Origin of the sequence: Thalassotalea sp. PS06 (assembly GCF_007197775.1) — a bacterium.
GTDB lineage: Bacteria > Pseudomonadota > Gammaproteobacteria > Enterobacterales > Alteromonadaceae > Thalassotalea_A.
Genome location: NZ_CP041638.1, coordinates 3,707,762 through 3,732,959, shown reverse-complemented (window position 1 = coordinate 3,732,959; position 25,198 = coordinate 3,707,762). Strand labels below are relative to the sequence as shown.

At 46.0% G+C, this 25,198-nt stretch carries 19 protein-coding genes; 7 read left to right on the top strand and 12 right to left on the bottom strand.

Annotation, left to right across the window (positions count from 1 at the left end; all coding sequences use genetic code 11):
* Positions 1–184: 184 nt before the first annotated feature.
* From glgB to FNC98_RS16480, 4 genes are all read left to right on the top strand, one after another.
* Entirely contained in the window at positions 185–2,380 is a 2,196-nt protein-coding gene (glgB, locus tag FNC98_RS16495; protein ID WP_260680389.1) for a 1,4-alpha-glucan branching protein GlgB, read from the top strand.
* Positions 2,380–4,563, top strand: a complete 2,184-nt coding sequence (gene glgX / locus FNC98_RS16490) for a glycogen debranching protein GlgX (RefSeq protein WP_144035350.1) — start codon at positions 2,380–2,382, stop codon at positions 4,561–4,563. Before glgB ends, glgX begins: the two co-directional genes overlap by 1 nt.
* Positions 4,560–6,740, top strand: a complete 2,181-nt coding sequence (gene malQ, locus FNC98_RS16485) for a 4-alpha-glucanotransferase (RefSeq protein ID WP_144035349.1) — start codon at positions 4,560–4,562, stop codon at positions 6,738–6,740. Before glgX ends, malQ begins: the two co-directional genes overlap by 4 nt.
* Positions 6,741–6,825: 85 nt before the next feature.
* Positions 6,826–8,664 carry an alpha-amylase family glycosyl hydrolase gene (locus tag FNC98_RS16480; RefSeq protein ID WP_260680388.1) on the top strand — a complete coding sequence of 613 codons (1,839 nt, stop codon included), beginning with the start codon at positions 6,826–6,828 and terminating at the stop codon, positions 8,662–8,664.
* 81 nt (positions 8,665–8,745) lie between these two features.
* Here FNC98_RS16480 and FNC98_RS16475 read toward each other — a convergent pair whose 3' ends face one another.
* The 9 genes from FNC98_RS16475 to FNC98_RS16435 all read right to left on the bottom strand — a co-directional run bounded on the left by FNC98_RS16475 (position 8,746) and on the right by FNC98_RS16435 (position 15,684).
* Entirely contained in the window at positions 8,746–9,069 is a 324-nt protein-coding gene (locus FNC98_RS16475) for a cupin domain-containing protein (protein WP_144035348.1), read from the bottom strand.
* Positions 9,070–9,379: 310 nt separating this feature from the next.
* Entirely contained in the window at positions 9,380–10,252 is an 873-nt protein-coding gene (locus FNC98_RS16470) for an alpha/beta fold hydrolase (RefSeq protein ID WP_144035347.1), read from the bottom strand.
* Between the two features lie 145 nt (positions 10,253–10,397).
* The gene (locus FNC98_RS16465) at positions 10,398–10,733 is read right to left on the bottom strand and encodes a hypothetical protein (protein ID WP_144035346.1); all 336 of its coding nucleotides are present in this window, start codon (positions 10,731–10,733) and stop codon (positions 10,398–10,400) included.
* A 292-nt stretch (positions 10,734–11,025) separates the two neighbouring features.
* Positions 11,026–12,459, bottom strand: a complete 1,434-nt coding sequence (locus FNC98_RS16460; protein WP_144035345.1) for an MFS transporter — start codon at positions 12,457–12,459, stop codon at positions 11,026–11,028.
* Between the two features lie 271 nt (positions 12,460–12,730).
* Positions 12,731–13,618 (bottom strand): neutral zinc metallopeptidase, encoded by an 888-nt coding sequence (locus tag FNC98_RS16455; protein WP_144035344.1) that lies wholly within the window; start codon positions 13,616–13,618, stop codon positions 12,731–12,733.
* A gap of 266 nt (positions 13,619–13,884) precedes the next feature.
* On the bottom strand, positions 13,885–14,253 hold the full coding sequence (locus tag FNC98_RS16450; RefSeq protein WP_185968011.1) for an STAS/SEC14 domain-containing protein: 369 nt from the start codon (positions 14,251–14,253) through the stop codon (positions 13,885–13,887).
* 38 nt (positions 14,254–14,291) lie between these two features.
* Positions 14,292–14,603, bottom strand: a complete 312-nt coding sequence (locus tag FNC98_RS16445; protein ID WP_221932902.1) for a GFA family protein — start codon at positions 14,601–14,603, stop codon at positions 14,292–14,294.
* A gap of 437 nt (positions 14,604–15,040) precedes the next feature.
* Entirely contained in the window at positions 15,041–15,253 is a 213-nt protein-coding gene (locus FNC98_RS16440; protein ID WP_144035341.1) for a hypothetical protein, read from the bottom strand.
* 8 nt (positions 15,254–15,261) lie between these two features.
* Positions 15,262–15,684: a PH domain-containing protein gene (locus FNC98_RS16435; RefSeq protein WP_144035340.1), complete on the bottom strand. Its 423-nt coding sequence runs from the start codon at positions 15,682–15,684 to the stop codon at positions 15,262–15,264.
* 448 nt (positions 15,685–16,132) lie between these two features.
* Between FNC98_RS16435 and FNC98_RS16430 the strand changes: the two genes are divergently transcribed.
* A complete protein-coding gene (locus FNC98_RS16430; protein WP_144035339.1) occupies positions 16,133–17,773 on the top strand; it encodes a serine hydrolase in 1,641 nt (546 codons plus the stop codon).
* A gap of 826 nt (positions 17,774–18,599) precedes the next feature.
* Here the strand turns inward: FNC98_RS16430 and FNC98_RS16425 are convergent.
* Positions 18,600–18,887: a GIY-YIG nuclease family protein gene (locus FNC98_RS16425; RefSeq protein ID WP_144035338.1), complete on the bottom strand. Its 288-nt coding sequence runs from the start codon at positions 18,885–18,887 to the stop codon at positions 18,600–18,602.
* 863 nt (positions 18,888–19,750) lie between these two features.
* On the bottom strand, positions 19,751–20,329 hold the full coding sequence (gene nfuA / locus FNC98_RS16420; protein ID WP_144035337.1) for a Fe-S biogenesis protein NfuA: 579 nt from the start codon (positions 20,327–20,329) through the stop codon (positions 19,751–19,753).
* 400 nt (positions 20,330–20,729) lie between these two features.
* On the opposite strand from nfuA, the gene FNC98_RS16415 reads away from it, so the two are divergent.
* The gene (locus FNC98_RS16415) at positions 20,730–23,300 is read left to right on the top strand and encodes a M14 family metallopeptidase (protein WP_185968010.1); all 2,571 of its coding nucleotides are present in this window, start codon (positions 20,730–20,732) and stop codon (positions 23,298–23,300) included.
* A 288-nt stretch (positions 23,301–23,588) separates the two neighbouring features.
* Here the strand turns inward: FNC98_RS16415 and FNC98_RS16410 are convergent, their stop codons facing one another.
* Positions 23,589–24,206: a ComF family protein gene (locus FNC98_RS16410; protein WP_185968009.1), complete on the bottom strand. Its 618-nt coding sequence runs from the start codon at positions 24,204–24,206 to the stop codon at positions 23,589–23,591.
* Positions 24,207–24,381: 175 nt separating this feature from the next.
* On the opposite strand from FNC98_RS16410, the gene bioH reads away from it, so the two are divergent.
* Positions 24,382–25,197, top strand: coding sequence for a pimeloyl-ACP methyl ester esterase BioH (gene bioH, locus FNC98_RS16405; RefSeq protein ID WP_144035334.1), 816 nt, complete (start codon positions 24,382–24,384; stop codon positions 25,195–25,197).
* The last annotated feature ends 1 nt before the right edge of the window (position 25,198 follow it).

The window sequence follows — 25,198 nt, the reverse complement described above, 5'->3', positions numbered from 1 at the left end:
TGTGTACCCGGCACTGAGTGTCGGGTAGCGATTGAATTTAAAGGTAATTTGCCAAAAGCCGTAGTATTTTTGTACTGGGGCTTTTGTCGTATCAGTCTGGTGCTAAAAGTCATCAATAAATATCGTCAAACTTAGTGACGGTCGCCATTAAGGTAACCGGGAATGAATGAAGGAACAGAGAATAATGCATGAACATATCCAGGCGCTGAACAATGCTCAGCACCCTAACCCGTTTGGTTTTCTTGGAATGCAAACCAATGAAAAAGGTTATCTTCAGTTCAATGTATATATTCCCTGGGCGAAGCGGGTTTCTGTGCTCGATAAAGCGTCCGGTAAAGTGATTGCCAAACTGGATAAAGTCGATGAACAGGGCTTGTTCAGTAAAACTACCCGTCGCAAAAAATCTGCTGCCTATCAGCTGCAGGTTACCAGTGGCGACAGCAAACGTCTGATTGACGATCCCTTTTCTTTTGGTTGTGTTTTGGGTGAGATCGACACCCACCTGTTTTTAGAAGGTAACCACAAGCATCTTTATAACAAACTGGGGGCTCATTGCATTGAGCACGAAGGCGTTGCTGGTGTGAACTTCGCGGTCTGGGCTCCAAATGCCAGCCATGTTGCGGTTGTCGGTGATTTCAACGACTGGGATGGTCGCTGCCATCCAATGCGCAAACTATTAAACTGCGGTATCTGGGAAATCTTCATCCCTCATCACAGTGCTCGTCACCCGCTGCAGGAAGGTTGTCATTACAAGTTTGAAGTCAAAGACGCCAACTCCAATCTATTGCCTTTAAAAGCTGACCCGATGGGCTCCCAGGCGCAGTATCGCCCGGACACTTCTTCGGTGGTTAATGCCGAGAACCCATTTGCCTGGGGCGATAAAAAATGGATGAGCAGCCGTGAGGCGATGAACAATCGCCATGCACCCATCAGTATTTATGAAGTGCACTTAGGTTCCTGGCAGCGCGATGAACATAACGAGTTTTTAAATTATCGCGACATTGCTGAGCGTTTGATCCCTTATGTTCAGGATCTCGGCTTTACCCATATTCAGTTGATGCCGGTAAGTGAATACCCGTTTGATGGTTCCTGGGGTTACCAGCCGGTAGGCTTGTTCGCGCCGACCGCGCGTTTTGGTAGTCCTAAAGACTTTAAATATTTCATCGACCAGTGCCACCAGGCCGGCCTTGGGGTATTGATCGACTGGGTACCGGGTCACTTCCCGGTAGACGACCACGGTCTGGTTCGTTTTGACGGCACTTGTCTTTACGAACATGAAGACCCGCGTAAAGGTTTCCACCCTGACTGGAATACCCTGATTTACAACTATGGCCGTACTGAAGTTGCAAACTTCCTGCGTGCCAGCGCTATGCATTGGCTCGAAAACTATCATGTTGATGGTGTCCGCGTTGATGCCGTAGCATCGATGCTTTACCTCGATTACTCCCGCAACGACGGCGAATGGGTTGCCAATAAATTTGGCGGTAACGAAAACCTTGAAGCGGTAGATTTCCTAAAAGGCTTTAACGAAGAATTATATGCCGATTATCCAGGCGCGTTCTCGGTCGCGGAAGAGTCGACTTCCTGGCCAGGGGTTTCCAAGCCAACCGATATGGGTGGCCTGGGCTTCGGTTTTAAATGGAACATGGGCTGGATGAATGACACCTTACAATACATGGGGCGTGATCCGGTTCATCGCAAATTCCATCACAATGAAATCAGCTTTGGCCTGGTTTATGCGTTTGACGAAAACTTTGTCTTGCCACTGAGCCATGATGAAGTGGTTCACGGTAAAGGTTCGATTCTTGCTCGTATGCCAGGTGATGACTGGCAACGTTTTGCCAACCTTCGCGCTTATTATGGTTTTATGTGGACTCACCCAGGCAAGAAATTGATGTTTATGGGGTGTGAATTCGCCCAGCAAAATGAGTGGAACTATCAACAGTCTTTAGATTGGCACTTATTGGAGCATCAGCCGCATCAAGGCGTACAGCGAATGATTCGCGATCTAAACAGCCTTTATAAAAATACCCCGGCTCTGCATCAGCAGGATTGTCAGAATGAAGGTTTTGACTGGATTGATTATCAAAATTCCGAACAGTCGGTATTCAGTTATGTGCGTTACGGCGAAGAAGGTACTAACCCGGTTTTAGTTGTCGTTAACTTTACCCCAAGTGTGCATCGTGATTTTCGCGTTGGTACGCCAATTGCCGGCGAGCACAGAGAAATCTTTAATTCCGATGCGGCCATTTATGGGGGCAGTGATGTTGGTAATTTTGGGTCTGTTAATGCAAGCGTAACTCCCTGGCAGGATCAGCCTAATTCGATCAGCATTACCGTCCCACCTCTAGCCACTGTTGTCTTTGAGATTGTTGGCTAATGCGTAAGTTTCGTTCCGGCAAGCCCTACCCTCTTGGTGCCACCTTCGACGGTAATGGCACCAACTTTGCCCTGTTTAGTGCTCATGCCACTAAGGTAGAGTTGTGCCTGTTTGATGAGAAAACCGAGCAGGAACTGGAGCGAATTGAGGTTGGCGAATACACCGATGAAATCTGGCATATTTATCTGCCGGGCATCAAACCAGGCTGTTTGTATGGTTATCGGGTACATGGCCCTTACGAGCCACATGCGGGACACAGATTTAACCCGGCAAAATTATTAATTGACCCTTATGCAAAACAGTTGAGCCGAGCCTTTACCTGGTCGCAGAAACATCATGGTTATGATCCCGAGAGCCGGCAACAGGATCTGATCATCGATTTGCGTGATAACAGCGATGTGATGCCAAAATGCGTGGTTAGTGAAGCATTAAAAGGCTTAGATAATCACGTTTACGTCGGCGAAAATGACACGATTGTTTACGAAGCGCACGTAAAAGGCTTTAGTAAAAACCATCCGCATATTGATGCTGAGATGCGCGGCACGTTCAAAGCTCTCGGTGAGCCTGAGTCGATTCAGTATTTCAAAGAGCTTGGTGTTACCAGCGTTGAGCTGTTACCGGTCCAGGGCTTTTTCGATGAAGCATTTTTACGGGAAAAAGGCCTGAAAAATTATTGGGGTTATAACTCCATTGCCTTTTTCGCCCCTGAGCCTCGCTATTGTTACCAAAACCAGCTGCAGGAATTTCAGCAGATGGTGGAAAACTTCCACCAGGCCGGATTACAGGTGATTCTCGATGTGGTTTATAACCACACCGCTGAGGGCAATCATCTTGGCCCAACCTATTGTTTTAAAGGCATTGATAACCTTAGTTACTACCGCTTAGAAGCCGAAGATAAACGTTTTTATGTTAACCATTCTGGCTGCGGTAATACCTTAAACCTGACGCATCCTAGGGTACTGCAACTGGTCATGGACAGTCTGCGTTACTGGGTGGATGTCATGGGTGTCGATGGTTTCCGTTTTGACTTAGCACCGATTCTTGGTCGCAAAGACTATCAGGGGAATGACAGCTTTTATCAACACGCGAGTTTCTTCGCGGCATTGCGCCAGGATCCGACCTTAGCGAAAGTAAAATTTATCGCCGAGCCTTGGGACATTGGCCATGGTGGCTATCAGCTTGGCCAGTTTCCTGGCGGCTGGTTGGAATGGAACGACAGATTCCGTGACTCCGTGCGTCGTTTCTGGCGCGGCGATGAGGGTATGATCCCGGAACTTGCCAGACGCCTTCACGGTAGTGCAGATATTTTCGAGCACCACGGTCGTCGACCTTATGCCAGTGTCAATATGATCACTAGCCATGATGGCTATACCCTGCATGATACGGTCACCTATGAAGAGCGTCACAACCATGCCAATGGTGAAGATAATCGTGACGGCCATGGCCATAACTACACCCGTAACTATGGCTTTGAAGGTGAAACCTCTGACATTGAAATCAATCAGCTGCGCCAGCAACAAAAGCGCAATATTCTCGCCACATTGTTTTTGAGCCAGGGTACGCCGATGCTACTTGGCGGTGATGAAGTCAACCACAGCCAGCACGGTAACAACAATGCATATTGTCAGGATAACGATATTACCTGGATGGACTGGCAGTATCTCGCCGATCCGGAATCGGATAAAGGCATTGCTGATAAAGAACAATTATTGTTTGTGCAAAAGCTGATTCAGTTGCGTAAACAACACCCGCTATTAAACCGATTAAATTACCAGCACGGACTAAAAATCTCGGCGAAGACCGGATTACAGGATTTGAGCTGGTTTAACTGCCATGGCGAAACCATGGCAGAGGACAACTGGCACAATAAAGCATTGAAATGCTTTGCCATGATGCTGGCGCAAACCCACAGGGTTGATGCCGATGAGGCTCAGGATCGAGTCCATGATGATGCGTTACTGATTATCTTTAACGCCCATAACCACATTAGCCGATTTCAGCTACCAAAATTACCTGGTCGCTGGACCCGCATAATTAATACCGCCGAGCCAGAGCACAGCCTTGCCTGCAAGCTCAACGTCGACAGTCAGCAGCCCATAGAGACCGCCTTGATCGACATCGCCGCATACAGTTGCTCGGTGCTAACTTACAGCCAATATGATACTCAGGAATTAAATTTATGACGCCTTTACAACAGTTAGCCGATGTTGTCGGTTTTCATCCTAGTTACAAGGATTGTTATGGCAACATGGTGCAAGCGAATCAGCAAGCGTTGCAATCGCTTCTGCAAGCCATGGGGTATGACTTAAACTCGGATGAGGCCATTTTGGCCAGCGCCCAGGAATTAAAAAACAAATCCTGGCTAACCTTGCTACCGGCCATGTCTATGGTGAAATCTGAAGCACCGCAACATACGGTAACCTTAAGTGTTGCCGCTCAGGATATCGCCCAGACGATTCAATGGCAGATCACCTTAGAAAGTGGTGAAGCGTTAACTGGCGAGCAGGCGTTAAGTGTGCTGAACAAAGTTGACGAACAGGATGTCGATGGTGTTTTGTATCAAAAACTTACTTTAGTATTGCCTCATATCGAAGAAGGTTACCATCAGCTTGCTATCGAATTAGATGGCTTGAACTCTACTGGTCACTTAATTGTCGCCCCGAAAACCTGTTATAGCCCGAACGAAGCTGCGGATTATCGCATGTGGGGCCTGGCGGCTCAGCTTTACTCTTTAAAATCTGATAACAGCTGGGGTATGGGTGATTTTGGCGATCTGAAATCTTTGGTTGAGCAGTCGGCTAAACGCGGCGTAACTGCAATCGGTCTTAACCCATTGCACCCGCTATATCCAAATAATCCGGGTCATATCAGCCCGTATTCTCCGACCAGCCGTTGTTTCCTAAACACTCTTTATATCGACGTAACGTCAGTGCCAAACTTTGCTAGCTGTCAGGCGGCACAGGATGTGGTAAGTAGTGACGACTTCAAACAGCAGGTTGAGCAGGCTAATAGCCAGGAATTTATCGACTACCCACATGCCGCGCACTTGAAGTATCAGGTTTTGGAATTACTGTATCAGGATTTTATCACTGAGCATCTGGACAAAAATACGGATGTTGCTAAGCAGTACCAGGCATTTTGTAATGAAATGGGTGATGACCTATTTGAACTGGCGACCTTTGATGCCTTATATGAGCATTTTAGAAAGATTGATTTTCACGCTTATGGCTGGAAAAAGTGGCCTGTTGAATATCAGGACCCGCACAGCCCGGAAGTTGAGCAGTTTAAACTAGAACACGCTGAGCGTATCGGTTACTTCCAGTTTCTACAATGGTTAGCGGATTCCCAAATCGCTGCGGCGGCAAGCTCTGCGAAAGCCAATGATATGCCAGTTGGCCTATACATGGACCTAGCGGTAGGTTGTGACGGCAGCGGTGCAGAAGTCTGGGCTGACAAGCACAGCTATGTTTCCGGTGCTGCGGTTGGCGCGCCACCTGATGCGATGAATACCTTAGGTCAGGATTGGGGCTTAACGCCGATCAATCCAGTGGCATTACAGGAGCAAGGCTACTTACCTCTGGTTAAAGCTCTTCGCTCTAACATGCGCCATGCAGGCGCTTTGCGTATTGACCACGTATTAGGTTTGATGCGTCAGTACTGGGTAGCACCGGGTATGGGTGCTGATGAAGGTATCTATATTACCTTCCCGCTCGATGAAATTTTCCGCATTATTGCCTTGGAATCACGTCGCAATAAGTGTGTGGTTATCGGAGAAGATTTAGGTAACGTACCAGACGGCTTTGGCGAGATCATGGCTGAAGCTGGTTTGTTGTCATACAAAGTATTGTTCTTTGAGCGTTGGGATTCAGGTTTGTTTTTCCGTCCTGAGATTTATCCTGAGCAATCTATGGTTACCGTATCGACTCACGATTTATCAACCATGGCCGGTTGGTGGACGGGCAACGATCTGAAATGGCGTCAGGAACTGAACCTTTACCCGAATGAGCAAATGGGTCAGGACGAACGCAACGGTCGTGTAACCGACCGAGAGCAGTTATTAGCCGCACTTGAGCACGAGGGAGTTTTACATAATGATGAATTCCCAAGTTTGTCACCAGCGACGATGAATAACGCGCTGTCTCGCGCTGTGCAGGCTTTCTTAGCGAAAGCACCAAGTCGTATTTTATTGGTACCGCTTGAAGATGCGCTAGGCTTACACGAGCAGGTGAATATTCCGGGTACGGTTGACGAGCATCCTAACTGGCGCCGTCGTATGCCGATTACCATTGAGGAATTCTGGCAACACATCGACATGAATAATCTGGTTGATGTGATGAATAAAGAACGTCCAAAAGGTTAATTGAAATTTGATTATGGGCCTGTGCATATGCACGGGCCTTTTAATACTTGGTGGTATTGCATTAAACTCGATGGGGAGAGTGAGAATGTTTAAAAGTAAATACAAAAACATGCGTAAAAACAAAAATCTATTAAGAAATTCAGTCAGTATTGCCCTGGCAACACTGGTAACCGCAGGCTTATCGGCCTGTTCTTCAGAAAAGAGCGAAACGGTTGATATTATCGAGTCGTCTCCGGCTGTTGAATGGCATAAAGTCTCGGCACAGAATTTAGCACCGTACCAACAACGTGATGTTCGTGATGAAGTGTTTTACTTCGTTATGCCAGATCGTTTTGAGAATGGCGATGTCAACAATGACAATGGTTCTGAAACTAAGCTCGAGTCACGTGGCGGTTTCGATCAAACGGATACCGGCTATTACCACGGCGGTGATTTAAAAGGTCTGCAAAACAAGCTACCTTACCTGCACGATATGGGTATTACTTCCATTTGGTTAACGCCAATTATGCGCAACCAGGCGGTGCAACACGACGGTAGTGGTTATCACGGCTACTGGGTTGTAGATTTCACCGAAATCGACCCGCATTTAGGTACCAATGAAGAATTGAAAACCTTTATCGACGAGGCTCATAAGCTGAATATTAAGGTATTCTTCGACATCATCGCTAACCACACTGCGGACGTTATCAAATACAAAGAATGTCATGGTGAAGATGGCAAGCAATGGTTGGGTGAAACTTACGGTCTTTGTGATTACAAAACCCTGGCGCAGGTTGCCGAAGGTGATAGTTACACACCATTCGTAATGAAAGGCAGCGAAGACATCAAGGTTCCGGCCTGGTTAAACGATACCAAGTATTATCACAATCAGGGCGATAGCACCTGGGAAGGTGAAAGTGCAGTTTATGGTGATTTTGCCGGTCTAGATGACATTGATACCGACAACCCATACGTGGTTCAGGGGATGATCGATATCTTCAAAGAAGTGATCACCGAATTTAAACCTGATGGTTTCCGTATCGATACGGTTAAGCACGTTAACATCGAATTCTGGCAGGAGTTTTCGCCCGCATTATTGGCCCATGCTAAGACAATTGGTATTCCGCAATTCTTTATGTTTGGTGAAGTGTATTCCGCCGATCCAGCTTACCTAAGTCAATTCACGACCACCGGCAAATTACAGTCGATTCTTGATTTTGGTTTCCAAAGTGCGGTTCAGGCGACCTTGGTTGATCAACAAGGTACCGATGTAATGGCGAAGTTATTTGAAGCCGATAAGCTGTACAAAGACGAAGATTCTGATGCCAGCATGCTGGTTAACTTCACCGGTAACCACGACATGGGCCGCTTTGCTTATCTTCTGAAGAATAAGCACCCTCAGATGAGTGAATCGGAAGCCTTAGCGCGCATTAAATTATCTAACGCTTTGATGTATTTCTCTCGTGGTATTCCAGTGGTTTACTACGGTGATGAGCAGGGTTTTGTTGGTGACGGTCATGACCGTGATTCACGCCAGGACATGATGCCTTCAAAAGTACCTTCGTATAACGATGATGACTTGTTAGGTACCACGGCGACTACGGCCGATGCAAACTTTGATCAGGAGCACATTCTTTACAAAGACCTGGCTTATTTAGCTAGCATTTATCAGCAGCACCCAGGCCTGCGTATCTCTGAGCAGGAAACCTTATATTCTCAGGATACTCCGGGTATTCTGGCATTTACCCGCACTACCGATACTGAGCAGTATCTGGTGGTATTTAACACGGCGATGGAAGATCAAAAACAAACGTTTGATATGCCGTTGGCAGGTTATGAGCCGGTAGTACTTGCTAAGGATAAAACGGAAGAAGACAGTAAGGTGATGATCAATCTTGCACCACTGAGCTTTGCTATCTACAAAGCAGAAGCTGGCGACAAGTAATTACGCCATTATCATGCACTTTCGCGAGTGGTTATCGCTTGCGAAAGTGCTGTTAAACATTCGCGCGTTTGCGTTGATGCCTCAGCACCCATCATCACCCTCTAACACCGTCGTCGGGATGCCTTCGGCACCTGCATAAAACACCACGATTTCTACCGGGCCTTCTATCGCCCGACCTCTATGGTAGGTATTCATTACTTCGATGGCAGATTCGCCCTCGCTCATTATGGTTTTATTGCCATCTTTGGTTTTTACTTCAATTTTGCCTGACAGCACATAACCGAAAGTGGGGATTGGGTGGCAATGGAAAGGGGTTTGTTGGCCGGGTTCTAAACGCAGTTTTATCGAGGTAATTTCCGCCTTGCCTTCCGGGTAGGAGATACTTTCACCATCCCGGAAGGGCAATTTTCAATGCGCTGGTATTCTTTTTACGTGCTGTAATTAGATAATACTCGAATTTAATTGGTGAAATTTTCTGTTTCGAAAATTGCTGAGTGACCATAAATTAAGGTTGATTGGTATAATTCCTCAGCCACCACAAATACGCTAAAAAGCGCACTGATAACTAATACAATCAATAGGATAGAAATTTGTTTTGTTATCTTCATTATTCCACCTGCTCGCATATTGAACTATGGAATAACTATTGCACAATTAGGCTTAGATTGTCGATATGGCGATCACTGCATGGCATAGCCAAACTTTAAAGCAACCGCTAAAGCCCTAGCTTTGCTAACCCTTTAACAATCAATTGATAACAGCTGTCAGGGCTTTCCAATGGCAACAAATGGCCATGCTCGGTATCTTCGAGGAATACCGCATTCGGTTGGCTTTTTTGCCAGCGCTGCCAGATCTCATCAGAAAAGAACAGGTTCGGCTTACCGCGGATGGCAACGGTTGGCACTGTTAATCGAGAGATTTCTTTGAGTAAATAGGGCGGACGCGAAAAATTATGAGCTTCCCATGCCTTAGGGAACCTTAGTGTTACACCGTCACCGTCTTCAACCACGGAATGCTCGACAAAGGCTTCAAAGCTTTTTGGGTGAAAGCGTTTGAAACTGCGACGTTGTTCACAGTACTCACGGTAACTTTGTCGACAGGCCCAACGGTCCTGTTTCTTCAGCGTCGTTTTAACCGGATCAATATGCTTTAAGATTGAATCTGGCATCCACTTAATTGCGGTGGCAATACTGCGTTTTAGCATCGCCGGCTCAATGAGCACTAACGCTGTAAATAAATCCGGACGCAGGATTGCCGCATAGGTGGTGCAGCTTGCTCCTAATGAATGGCCAACGGCGATAATCGGCTGATCATAGTGGGTTTCAATGAAAGCAATCAGGTCTTTGGCATACATCTGCCAATTACGATCTTTTGGCGGCTTACCTATGTTGGGCCACACCGCACGGGAGTCCAGTGCGGATACCGTGAATGATTGGGTTAGCGCGTCGATAAATGGTTGATAAGTGGCGCTGGAAAAGCCGTTAGCATGATAAAAATGTACATCCGGGCCATTGCCGCCATAAAACTTGAAGCTGGCATTCTCGGGTAAGGGATGAAATGTCGATTGCCCGGATTTGGAAGAAGTCATGACGCCGCCGATTCAAAAATTTTGCAAATGAGACGTCATGTTAACGGCAAACTGGTCGCGAATTCAACCTCTCATCCGACCTGTTAGGGCTCCTTGACTGGTGTTATTCTCGATAGTTAATACGGTCAATAAAACCAGCTTCCGATTATCGATAGGCCTGGGCATTGACAATAATGATTTGCTCGCTGTAACCAAAACTCCAGTCGGTTTTTTCGTCGATGGATATATCAGCGAGAAACCGGGTGCCTTTGATTTGCTGCTTAGCCTTGGTGATAGCTTCATGGGTTGAAGGTGGGTCGCCTATAGGAATTAAATACAATATCCAACGCTGTCTCGATTCACCTTGTACGTCGCCGAGATATTCTTCGTTAGAATCTACCGAGGGTTTGTAACTTGTATCGACAAATACCCCAGGATTTGATGTGGCACACCCTGCAATGCTGAAGATAAGGACGAAAGTAATGAGAAAGTGTCTGTTCACAATATAATACCAATCACATTAAATTATTACTCACCCGTAGGGAGTTTATCAGAGGCCCATTTACTGCCCTATATTTCATTCATATAGAATGACTATATCAATGAAATCTATGTTGTAACTGAACCTCGGCCCTAACTCTGAGTTGTGCACAAACTTATTGTGGTTGATATAACCACTATGCGTTATCCAGAATCGTGAGACGGCCCAGATGTGGTGATAATTATAGTTCGGTAGGTTTAGAGCGTGGGAATTTTTTAAAGCCAGCGGAATTGCAGCCGCTGGCTCATCTTTCCTAAGTCAGAGCTTTTGGTTTGATCTCTTCAACGCGCATCCAGGCGATGGCAGAGATTAACAGGCTCACGGCGCTAATCACGAAAATCAGGGCTTTGTCATCCGCTTGCGAAACCACAAGACCAACACCCAGGCTAACTACGAGCTGTGGAATCACAACCGAAAGGTTGAATAGTCCCATGTAGCTACCCATGCGAGACGGGTCGATTTTTTCCGACATAATTGCGAACGCCAGAGAGATCACTGCTGACCAACCTATGCCAAGAAATGCCATCAAGCCATAAAGCATGTACTCATTCTGGCCAAATAACACCACACCAAAGTAACCCAACGCCATGGTCGCGATACAGACAGTGTGAACGCGAACCAGGCCGTAAGACTTAGTAAGTGGCAATAGAATAAGCGCAGGCAACACGGCTGCAACGCCGTTTAAAACCAGAAAGCTTAGGTTGATGATCTTACCTAGCTCGTCATCACCAATGCCTGGCATCTTGTCTTTCAAGAAAAACAATATAAATACAAACATTGACTGAATGCCAATCCAGCTAAATGAGTGCGCTGCCAAAACTTTACGAAAGCCAATTAAGTTCGCTTGTTCTTCGTCTTTACCTTTTTCCGATGGGATCAGGGTTGTAATAACAAAATAGGCGGTGAGGATTAGACAGGCAATCTCCACCCAATAGTTGTCAACTTTAATGCCGGCTAATGTGAGAAATAAGGCATAGACATCGTAAATCAAAAAGCCCCAAAGCGGCTTAATATTGATAAGAATTTCTTTAAAGCTGATCGCGCCTTTATCCGAACCGTCTTCGTTTTCGGTTAGCTGTTTTGGCTCTTCAATGAAAAATGGTGGAATTATCGCTAGCAAAAATACCAGGGCCGCGCCCAGGTAAATCAGTACGTAGTTACCTAGTGTCGCACCAATGGCATAAGCCATCATCCCGAAAGTACCTGAGATTAACTGCATCCAGGTGTACCCTTTGGTGCGTTGTTCACCCTGCGGCGTTACATCAGCAATAATCGAACGAGTTGGATTCATACTGACATTAATCGATAAATCCAGAGTCAGAGCGATAACAATAGCGATACCCAAAAGGCCATCGATACCTAAGGAGGTGGAGATAATATCAATATTCGGCAATGCCAGTAGCATCATTCCGGCAAGCACACCGCCGACAATGATAAACGGACGACGACGCCCCCCCCAGAACCAGACATTATCACTGATAATACCGATAATTACCTGGCCAAGAATGCCGGCGATTGGACCTGCTGCCCAAACCAAACCGACTTCATGAATATCCAGTCCGTATTTGGTACTTAATAACCAGCTTAATGCCGCAATCTGAATCGACAGGGCAAATCCCATTGCCGTTGAGGGTAAGCTGAGCAGGACGTAAAACGACCGGCTTAGGTTTTTTTGCATGGCTAACATGGAGGGCTCACTTGTTGTTTTTATCTGTGCGATGTGGGCTTTTGTTAATTATTATTGGCGCGCCAACTCATATGATCACAGAAGGATGAATTTATACCAATTTCATTAAATGTTCACAGAGTAAAAAAAGCGCTTAGCGAGATTGGTATTTTTAATTTATAAGGGAGCAAAGTACGTGGTCAAGGCTGCGCTGACAAATTATTGCATACGTATTCATACTAAAGGGCTCGAAAGCTTGTCATATTTGCAGTTTGAAGCGGCCGTATCGCTATCAACGTCCGGAAAAAGTATCGCATTGAGTAATGTCACCACTTTCAAAGCCTCGCCTAAACCAGGCAACCCGCTGCTCGGAAGTACCATGGGTAAAACTATCCGGGGTTACCCTGCCGGTGGCCTCTTTTTGCAATCTGTCATCACCAATAGCAGAGGCGGCGACAAGCGCTTCTTCGAGATCGCCGGGATCCAGCATTTGCCGCTTAGTATTGGCATGATATCCCCAAACCCCAGCATAGCAATCAGCTTGTAATTCCAACTTAACCGACATCTTATTGCCTTCGACTTTTGATGACATTTGCTGGGCACGATGCACTTTATCGGATGTGCCTAATACATTTTGCACATGATGGCCGACTTCATGGGCTATCACGTATGCCTGGGCAAAGTCGCCAGGGGCGCCGTGACGATTTGCCAGATCCTGAAAAAAAGACAAATCGATATAAACCTGCTCATCGCCGGGACAGTAAAACGGACCAACCGCAGCACTGGCTAAACCGCAGGCTGAGTTTACCTGGCTGGTAAATAAGATAAGTTTGGGTTCACGGTAGGGAATGTCTCTAGGTTCAAGGATGCTGTGCCAGGTTTGTTCGGTATCGGCGAGGATAACCGAGACAAAATCGCCCATACGTTGCTGTTCTGGGGTTAATTGCGCCGGCTCTTGAGATCCACCACCTGATGATAACCCCGGTGCCATATCAATACCGAGAAAGCGGCTGCCAAAAAATACCACAACACCAAGGATCAATAAGGTTCTTCCGACCTTACTGCGAATCAAAAAGGGCAAAAAGCGAAATAGTAACGCACCGATACCAGCACCAGCCGCTACCTTCTGACCACGTCTGTCTTCAACATTACTGCTCTTACGTTTACCTTCCCAACGCATATGGATACCTCCAACACCTTTCCTAAAAATTTAGCAGTTGTAGCAGAGGGAGCAAGCAGGAGGGGCAAATTTGTCGCTATGTCGTAACCGGTATATAGACTGGAAATTTGGTTACTTGTCATCAGATTCTTTGTCTATACTCAACAAAGACGCCAAACAAATTATTTTCAGTTACTGTTTTATGCGGTACATATGAGATGTATTAAGAGGTCGTTGTACGTGGTTGTGTACCGCATCCCCTATTCGCCCTAATAACTCGGTTAACTCTAACCGGACTTTAACCAGGCCCAGGCCTCTTCCATTTCACTTTGATGAAAATGACTTTCTTCAATATTAACGATTTTAGCGAAGACGGCATCGACTTTGATCAACCATTCCCAGACTTTCGAGTCAGAAATGACCGCGACTTTTTCAATGTTTTTGATGTTGTGGAAAACCCATTTAATATCTTCCCAGCCTGCTTTAAAACCCCAGCCAGCACCATCATCCAGTTGCAATAACAGTCGAACCTTACCATGTTCTGCTACTCGGTTATCCAGCTCGGTCAGCCATTTTCGCTCTTCATCGAATTCAAGCTTGCCGGAAAGCTTTACCCCGAAATATTTACCTTCACTTTGTGGCAGTTCTTCAATCATAGCCATCTCCAAGTCCGAATTTTCACAGAAAAGTATAGCTACTCTCGAACGTTTCGGTATTGAGGTAATGAATCGTTAATTTCAAACCATTCTACCTTGGAAGATATATGCACATGGGCATCAGGTTGTGGGTGTTTATCTTCGAACGAATGCGATGAATCTAGTATTGCCAGAGCGATTTCCAGAGAATCATCACTGCTTGCCGATTGACAAGTAAGGCTTGAGCCGCAGGTTTTGCAAAATTGACGTTTGCTGCCATTTTCAGCGGTAAAGGTAGTACGTTGTGGCTCACCTTTTAACCAGCAAAGGTCGACCATGGCTGCCGGCACAAAGGTACTAATACCAATCACACTAAGTTTGTGCACAACTCAGAGTTAGGGCCTCTCACTAACTCCCTTCGGGTGAGTTTTAAAGGCGTTTATCCTGCGTTACTGATTTTGGCTAATTTTGAAAATGGAATAACCATTCTCTGCAATCAAAGCCTTGTCTAAAAGCCTTTAAATTCTCACTGAGTGAGCAATAATTTAATGTGATTGGTATAAAGGCGGCGCCATGGAATTTTCGACACGAATTTGTGACATATGGAACAGTGGCAATGGGCGATTTCGTTACCAAAATCAGAAAACTGATATTGAACAGCGCCGCAAATACCAAGTTGCGCAAAAATTTAATGGAATTGTTATTAACAACTTCCTGTGAATGCCATTTAGACATCTCCATTAATCAACTAACAGTATGATTTAATGGTAGCTGCTACCCGGTGCTAATGTCGTGCCCAGTAAGTTCCCTAGCCGCCGGGAGTTCTTAATGCCCACCAGGTTAATAGCAAACCAGCGGCAATACCCAGCATAAATAGACCCCATAGCGAGCCAACATTGGTTTCGTCGCCAAATTTATCAGAGATTTTCAAGGCCCGGATAAAGATAGCAATACCAGAAAACCCACCCAGCAGTAACAAACAGGCGCCAACGATTAGAACGATAATTTGAAAGCTAGTCATACCTCACCTCAATCCACATCAAATTCACGTACACCTTTGCGGGTTCGACATTCTTCCACATAGGTTCTGAGCATCTCGCGAATTTCTTCGCCATTATCAACGGCTCGAATGGTAACTTTAGGGTGAGTACGATCAGATGTTGCCATCTCGATATTGCTTTTTGAAAACATGCGCAGGAAAAATGGCTGATCAAGACGATAATCACGGATCCGATAAAGCTCCAACTCGTCGATTTCTTTATTGAATACGCCATGGTGGGTGCGAAGGCGTTGGGTGGTGAGTTCATATTTCATGTTTTTCACCTGCAGCCATTTCCACAGCATGATAAACAGTGGAATGACAAGCCAGAAAAACAGCCCTAATAGTATATAGGAGCCCATATTGATGACTTGCGAAGGTGTACCTCGCCAGACGTCTTTTTCATCAGCCATTATCTCTCTCCAACCCACGTTGACAAGTAGTCTGTCTGAGGTGGGTACTCAGACTCGATCTCCTGACCGGGTGTCAAAAACGTCTTGGATAGTGACTGCAACCATGCGGTGTGGCAAAGCTATGTTTTGCTACAAGTACTTAGTATTGTTGGCAATTAGTTATGACGCAAGGCAGATAAAATGAATTTTAAAAGAAAGATCTGCACTGTAGCGAGGATTGAGGTTTTGTAATTGTTGGTCGTGTAGTTTGCTTAGCAACAACAAGGCACAGATAGCGCCAATCAACCTTGATATCATTAAAGATGGTGTTTTTATTCGGAATTAAAGCTACTTCAAAACATACGTTAGAATAAATTATTCCCCATGGTTGGTTTTATCTGGAATATCCTCTTTGCTTATTGCATGATAGGTTAACCCTATTTATCTGGCTCTGAATAAGCATATAGTTATGAAGTTACTCTCCTCTGTTTTCCAACGTAATCCTTTCCTATCTTTACTCGCTGCCGCGACACTATTTTCTCTTGCTGGTTGTGCCTCAAAAATTGACAACCAAGCACCTTATCTGGCGATACCGAAAGCGGATCTCAATCTATTATCCGAACGTGCCTTAGCTCAGTTTTATGTACCAGGTGTGGCGGTGGGCATTGTCCATCGTGGTGAAGTCGTGCATCTGCAAGGCTATGGGGTGCGCGATTTTGAACAACCAGATACCGTTGATCAAGATACCTTATTTCGTTTGGCGTCCACGTCTAAAGCTTTTACCTCCGCGGCTCTGGCTATCTTAGTGGATGAAGGCAAAATCGATTGGGATGACAAGGTCACTGAGTATATTCCTGAGTTTCAGATGCAGCAGGATTGGGTGAGTGATGAATTTACCGTTAAGGATCTGTTGGTTCATCGCAGTGGTTTAGTGGGTGGTGCTGGCGACAGTTTGCTGTGGCCGGAGCCGAGTGGTTTTAGTCGTCAGGAAATTATCGATAGCCTTAAATACTTAACCCCTAAATATGGCTTTCGCAGCCAGTACGCCTACAGCAATGTGTTTTATATTACTGCTGGTGAGATTGTTGAGCGGGTGTCTGGTATGCCTTATGAAGACTTTGTTGACCTGCGCCTATTCGCGCCACTTGGGATGAATTGTTTTGCCGGCGATATGCCAGCTGACGCTATGAATAATATAGCCACGCCGCACGGCGATGTAGCCGGGGATTTGTTTGCCATCGACCGAAATGGCATACAGGGTAAGGCAACGGTTTCGGCCGCGGCGGGTGGATTGGTTTGCAATGTTTCGGGTATGGCTGAGTGGATGAAGCTACTGCTCAACGACGGTAAAACGGATTCAGGTGAGGCTTTATTCTCGAAAAAACAGTTAGCGCAGATGTGGCGCTCTGAGACCATTTTATCTATGTCTAAACGGGAAGCTGAGCGAACCCAGAGTCATTTCAAAACCTATGCTCTTGGCTGGCGCAAAAACGATATGTATGGCCATCAGGTTATCTCTCATACCGGTACCTTATCCGGTATGCAGGCGTATCTGGCGCTGGTGCCCGAGCAACAGCTGGGGGTTATTTTATTAAATAATGGCTCCAACGGCTCATTGCGCGGGGCGATGATGCAGGAAATTTTGAGTGCTTATTTGAAACCTGAGGATGAAACCGATTGGGTTGCTGATTACTACCAATATCAACAACAGGCAGAGCAGCGTTATCTGGCTAATTTATCGACACCGCAAGGCTCGAATACGGTTCTTTTCGAAGAAAACGCCTATGCTGGCGAGTATGCTGATGTCTGGTACGGTGGTGTGAATATCACTCAGGCGAAATCGGGTACCAAGGATTTAGAGCAGTCAGAGCTTAGAATTGAATTTGAAAAAATGGTGAATTTAAAGGGCAAGCTAACGCCGTTTGATCAGCATACCTTTGTGATTAATTTTGATGACCGGAATGCCGCCTCACCGGCATTTATCGAGTTTGTTGTCGATGCCGAACAACAGGTTACCGGCTTTACCCTGCGCCCGTTTAGTGACAAGGTTCGCGATAATCATGCTTATCGGGATATGGTGTTTAATCGCCTGTCGCTGGGCGGCGATTAGGAAGGACGGAAGTCGACAAAGAATCGCCTTTTGTTGGTCGTCGATTCAGTCAGACTGCCCTCAGCTGATCACCTTCACCCCCTAAACGTCATACCCACCTCAAACGTCATACCAGCACCAAACGTCATACCAACCCCAAACGTCATACCAACCCCAAACGTCATACCGGCGTAAGACTACATGGATGTGGGAGGTAGAGCAATGCATGGAGCAATTGCCGAGGCCGGTATCTCGTTTTTAGATTCCGGATCGGAGTCCGGAATGACGCTAGCTTGTCACTTGAATTGCAAAATACTAACCCCAACGTCATACCGGCGTACGACTACATGGATGTGGGAGGTAGAGCAATGCATGGAGCAATTGCCGAGGCCGGTATCTCGTTCTTAGATTCCGGATCGGAGTCCGGAATGACGCTAGTCTGTTGCTAGGGTTGCAGAATACCCCCCCACCTTCATACTACCCCAACGTCATACCGGCGGCGGCCGGTATCTGCTCTTGATTTTAGATTCCGGATCGGAGTCCGGAATGACGCTAGTCTGCTGCTAGGGTTGCAGAATACCACCCCCATCGTCATACGAATCCTTAACGTCATACCGGCGGCGGCCGGTATCTCGTTCTTAGATTCCGGATCGGAGTCCGGAATGACGCTAGTCTGCTGCTAGGGTTGCAGAATACCCCCCCACCTTCATACTACCCCAACGTCATACCGGCGGCGGCCGGTATCTGCTCTTGATTTTAGATTCCGGATCGGAGTCCGGAATGACGCTAGTTTGTTGCTAGAGTTGCAGAATACCACCCCCATCGTCATACCGGCGTATGCCGGTATCTAAAGTATCTCCGGATACAAATCTCGCCAATCGGGATTGTTTTTCTCGATAAGATTAACCTTCCATTGACGATGCCAGTCTTTCATTCTTTTCTCACGAGTTATCGCGTTTTCTAGATCGTCGAAGAGCTCAAAATAGACGAGCTTCGTTAGGTTGTATCTCTTACTGAAGCCCTCTACGAGTTTTTCTCTGTGCTGATAGATGCGTTGCGGTAAATTACTGGTTACTCCGATATACAACACGGAGTTTTTCTTATTTGTAAGTATGTATACGGCGGGCTGTTTCATGATGAAGTCCTTTTCAACATTGGTTCTATGAGTTTAGCTAGAGATTCCGGATCGGGGTCCGGAAAGACGCTGTTTTGTTGCTAGAGTTGCAAAGATTAGGTCGGATTTAACGTCTCGACACCATCTACCGAACCCAACGTCATGCCGGCGGCGGCCGGTATCTCGTTCTTAGATTCCGGATCGGGGTCCAGAAAGACGCTGTTTTGTTGCTAGAGTTGCAAAGATTAGGTCGGATTTAACGTCTCGACACCATCTACCAACCCCCAACGTCATACCGGCGGCGGCCGGTATCTCGTTCTTAGATTCCGGATCGGAGTCCGGAATGACGCTGTTTTGTTGCTAGAGTTGCAAATATTAGGTCGGATTTAACGTCTCGACACCATCTACCGACCCCCAACGTCATACCGGCGGCGGCCGGTATCTCGTTCTTAGATTCCGGTTCGGGGTCCGGAAAGACGCTATTTTGTTGCTAGAGTTGCAAAGATTAGGTCGGATTTAACGTCTAGACACCATCTACCGACCCCCAACGTCATACCGGGGGCGCCCGGTATCTCGTTCTTAGATTCCGGATCGGAGTCCGGAATGACGGTTGCGTTCACTTTAGTACAGGCATAAAAAAGGCGACTCATGTCGCCTTTCAATTCAAGTGTAGCGGGGAAAGTTATGGAGAATACTTCCACCGAAAATATGCTCCTCGATAATTGCTCCCCGATAACTGTTCCTGAGTTATTCTAACAACATACATCCATGTATTAGTGCGTTATTCTAACTACATACTTCCATGTATTAGTGCATTTTCGGCATACCGATCGTCCATGATCATAACCTCCCACCTTCTACTTCCACCTTAACGGCATTCCACCTTAGTAGTAACTATGCTCACCGCGCTGATGTTCAGTCATGTCGCGCACGCCTTTCAGCTCGTCGCCCATTTCTTCAAGAAGTTGCTTCTCGATACCTTCTTTCAAGGTGTAATCAACTTGCGCACAACCATTACAGCCGCCACCGAATTGTAGGATGGCATAACCATCGTCAGTGATTTCCATTAATGAACATTCACCGCCGTGGCCAGCAAGCTGTGGATTAACTTCGGCTTGCAGGAAGTAGTTTACGCGCTCGAATAACGGTGCATCATCGGCAACTTTACGCAATTTCGCGTTCGGAGCTTTCAGAGTTAATTGCGAGCCCATTTGGTCAGAAACGAAATCAATTTCCGCATCAACCAGGAATTTTTCGCTGTCTTTATCAACCAAGACTGCAAAGCCTTTGTATTCGATACGAATGTCATCAGGCTCAATGGCCTCAACCGGACAATATGAAACACCACATTCAGCCTGTGCAGTACCGGGGTTTACAACAAATACACGGATACAGGTGCCTTCTGCCTGTTGTGACAGTAACTTTACAAAATGCTCTTGTGCCGTATCGGAAATTTGGATCATAGTTAGCTTCTCTCGCGCCTGATTCGGTATATAGGTCAATAGACCCCCTAAAAATGGGATTATTTGCCCTATACCTGACTAATTAACTCAAGTATGGGGGTTATCATACTATTCTCAAGGGGTAAGAGCCAGTTTGGATACAAATTCGTGATGATTTTTGTGTTTAAAACCTCGTCTTCACTGATCCATCGCAAATTCCAGTCAGTTAATCTTCAGGGCTATACGAATTGGCCGAAGTTTTGTGTTAATCTTTGAACTACGGTATTTGCATGCTTATGGCTATACTACAGGCATAACGACGAGCATCTCGCTGTCCCCCGTAACATCTTGTTTTGCCGAAATTTACCGGCATTACAAAGGAAAAAATAATAAAGGCTGAATAGCCACAAGGAGACTTCAATTGGTTCAATTTTTTAAAGCGGTAGCATTAACTGGCCTGTTTGCATTGGCGCCAGCGTTTGCCGAGCCATTGTCCTACTATTTTGAACAACCTACTCAATATCGTAGCAAGGTGCCAACACCAAAAGCGGTATTAGGTTTTGATGTTGGCGACCGTCATGTGCGCCACGATCAACTGGTTCATTACTTCAAAGAGCTGGCGGATGCCAGTAATCATGTTCGCTTGTTATCTATGGGGTACAGCACCGAACGCCGTCAACAGGTACTGGCCACTATCTCCAGCCCGAAAAACCTTAATAACCTTGAGCAAATTCTGGAAAACCGTCAGGCGGGTAAAAACCAAAATGCTGACGATCCAGTGGTTGTCTGGTTAGGTTATTCCATCCATGGTAACGAAATTTCCGGCTCCCACGCCTCTATGCTTACCGCTTATTATCTGGCGGCGGCAGAAACCGAAGAGATGAAGCAGCTGCTTGATGACGTGATTGTCCTGATTGAGCCAAGCATGAACCCGGATGGCATGGATCGCTTTGTCACTTGGGTTAACACTAACCGTGGCACTAGCTTAAACACCGACCCTGAGCATCGTGAGCATCAGCTGCAATGGCCTTCTGGTCGTACTAACCACTTTATGTTCGACCTAAACCGCGACTGGTTACCGTTAACTCAGGTAGAAAGCCGCAACCGGGTCAAGTATTTCCACCAGTTTAAACCAAATGTTTTGGGTGACTTCCATGAGATGGGTAAAGACAGCACTTACTTTTTCCAGCCGGGTATTCCAAGCCGTACTAACCCGTTGACGCCGAAAGAGAATGTCGAACTAACGATGAACTTCGCCGAATATCACGCGGCGGCGTTAAATGCCGATCATCGCTTGTACTTTACCCGCGAAAGTTTTGATGATTTTTATTACGGTAAAGGTTCAACCTATCCAGACATCAATGGCGCGGTAGGTATCTTGTTTGAACAGGCAAGCTCCCGTGGAATGGCGACAACCTCGGAAAATGGGGTTCTGACTTTTGGTTTTGGTATCAAGAATCAGATGTTAACCTCGTTCTCAACCTTGCGCGCCGCACAGCAAAACAAAAAGAAATTGCATCAGTTCCGCACTAACTTTTATGCACAAAGCCTTGAAATGGCATCGGATGTTGGCTTTGCCGGCTATCTGATTCATGAGCCAGCGGATCGTCAGCGCCTGAAAGACTTTTTACACCTGTTAGAGCAGCATCAGATTGAAAGCTATGCGCTAACTGACACTTATGAATCTAACGATGTTAAGTACCGCCCGGGTAGCAGTTATTACGTACCTTTGGAGCAGCCGCAATATCGATTGATCAAAACCATCTTCGATAAAGTCACCGAATTTAAAGACAACAGTTTCTATGACGTATCCGGCTGGACTTTGCCATTGGCGTACAACCTGGAAGTGAAAAAGGTGAACCGCTCTCGTGATGTCGATATCGACTCCCAGCCATTTACCGCTGATCTTCTCACCGTGCCTGAGCAAAACATGCCATTAAAAGAAGGCGCTTATGCCTACGCATTTGCCTGGGATGATTACCTTGCGCCGAAACTACTTAACGAGCTGTTAAATCAGGGCATCAAAGCTAAAGTTGCGACCAAGGCATTTACATTAGCTGGTGAAAACAAAGATGAAGAGCAGGACTTTGCCGCGGGTACAATCCTGATCCTTTCTGGTTTACAGAACCGCACCGACTGGTTCGATAAACTGATGGATACGTATCAGAAATACCATATCGATATGGCGTCGTTAACCACAGGTTTAAGCATCAAAGGCATCGATTTAGGTAGTCGTTCTATGGTTACCTTAAACCCGGTACGGGTAATGATGATTGGTGGCCATTCGGTATCACAATATGAAGCCGGCCATATGCTGTATTACCTTGATGACACCATTGGCGTTCCGGTTTCAGTCATTGATGATTATCGTCTGAACAAAATCGACTTTAACCATTACACCCATGTGATCATGGTAGATGGTAGCTACAAAGGCATTAGTGAAGCGACGTTAGGCAAGTTAAAAGCCTGGGTTGAAAATGGCGGGGTGATTTACGCGCAAAAACGTGCCAGCAAATGGCTAGCAAGCAAGAATATTCTGCAAAGCAGTTTTGTTAGTGACAATGAGTTAGCGCGCCTGTTTAATACCGACGATTTAACCTATGCCGATAGACAGCAATTAGCGGCGAAAAAACGCATTGCCGGTACTATCTTCGCAACGAATATCGATGTCACCCACCCGTTGGCCTTTGGTTATCAGCAGGAAAGTTTACCTATCTTCAAAAACTCAACGGTTATCATTGAGAAAGCCTCTCGCCCGTTTGTCACTTTGGCTGAATTTACCGAAAAACCATTGTTGAGCGGATATAGCGATGATGCCTTAGTTGGTAAGGTTGCAGAGAACACGGCAATTACTGCCCATAATGTTGGTAAAGGCCGGGTTATTGCCAGTTCTGAGAACCTGGTATTTCGTGGCTATTGGCACGGTACCGCGAAGATTGTTGCTAACTCAATTTTCTTCTCAAAAGCCTTTAGCGTTCCGGCTAAACCTTAAGCAATAAAATACCAATCTCACTAAGTTTGTGCACAACTCAGAGTTAGGGCCGAGGTTCATTTGCAACATAGATTTTATTGATATAGTCATTCTATATTAATGAAATATAGGGCAGTAAATGGGCCTCTCACTAACTCCCTCCGGGTGAGTTTTAAAGGCGTTTGGACTGCATTACTGATTTTGGCTAATTTTGAGGGCGGAATAACCATTATCTGCAATCAAAGCCTTGCCTAAAAGCCTTTAAATTCTCACTGAGTGAGCAATAATTTAATGGGATTGGTATAGTGCTCAGCGGTGTACGCTGAGCGCTACACAATACACACTCACCTTTTTAACGCCCTGGCGCTTTAGCACCCTGGCGATTTCATTGACCGTCGAACCGGTAGTTATCACATCATCAATAATGCCTACATGCTCTGGCAATGACGCGCCTTTATTAATTGCAAATGCGCCACGCAGATTGCCACGACGTTTTTTGCCGCCTAAGCCTACCTGGGTTGCCGTCGCTTTTTTTCGCAGCAATGAAACGTAATCGATAGGTAGTTGGCATTGTTTGCTAACTTGCTTTGCTAGTAAATATGCCTGGTTATACTGGCGTATTTTCAATCGTCGCCAATGCAAAGGCACTGGCATTAATATCTCAGGTTTTTCATCATATTTCTGGAATAACTGCTGCAGGTGTTTTGCCAGTAACATTCCTAACAACCGAGCCAAGTCGGCGCGGCGCTGAAACTTTAGCGCCGTTATCCATTGATCCAATGGATGCTGATAGGGCGAAACAACGACCAAGTTATCGATATGCTGATGAGAGATATGATTGGCAATGGCGGGGTTAGCGAGTAAATTCCATATTTGCCCGGGTACATCAATTCGCGGCAGTGCGCATTCACAATCCATGCACAACATTTCGGTTTCCGTCTTTTTCTGCAAACACCAAAGACAAGGTCCCAGTGCTAAGCACTTGTTCTTTAACCTAATAACGAATTTGTTGATCCGTGGCAATTTTGTTCTTGCTGGTATGCTTTCCACTTTACGCATCCTTTCGTAAAATAAGATTATTTTCTACGGTTTCGATTTAAGCATGGCAGAGTTGTTAAAGATTCACAGGCAAGGTGAGGACACTCAACGTCCACCCATAGTATTTATTCATGGGTGGGGATTAAACAGCGCTATTTTTGCGCCGGTAAGCGAGCGCCTGGCAACGGATTTTCAGGTCATTGGCGTTGATTTGCCGGGCTTTGGATTAAATCATCAAAATAGCTTTTCAGATTATGCTCTGGAGACCGTTTCCGATAAAGTTGCTGACGTTTTGCAGCAAACCTTAACGAAACCGGCGATCATCATTGGCTGGTCGTTGGGTGGTTTAGTAGCTACACAACTTAGCCTGCACTATCCGCAACTCGTTGCCGGCTTGGTGAGCCTATGCTCAACACCAAAGTTTAGCGCTGAAGATAACTGGCCGGGTATCGAACCCGGGCTGTTAACCTCCTTTCATGCAGCCCTTGCCGATGACGCGCAAAAGACCATCAATAATTTTTTAAAACTGCAGGCCATGGGCTCAGAGCACGTGCGTCAGGATATTAAGACCATCCAGTCGCTTATCAATGAGTACCCCCATGCCAGCATTGAAACCTTAGATCATTCCTTAAACCTGCTTGAACGGGTCGATCTTCGCGCCAAGCTAACCCATATCGATATTCCTGTGCTGCGGATGTATGGCAGGCTTGATGCTTTAGTGCCAAAAAATGTGATTAATCAGATAGATAAGTTAATGCCTAAGAGCGATGTCTACACCTTTGAGCGCGCGTCCCATGCACCTTTTATTTCCCACGCAGATGAATTTTACACTGTGTTAATGGATTGGATTACTGGTAAGATAAGTACAGATAATAAGTAAA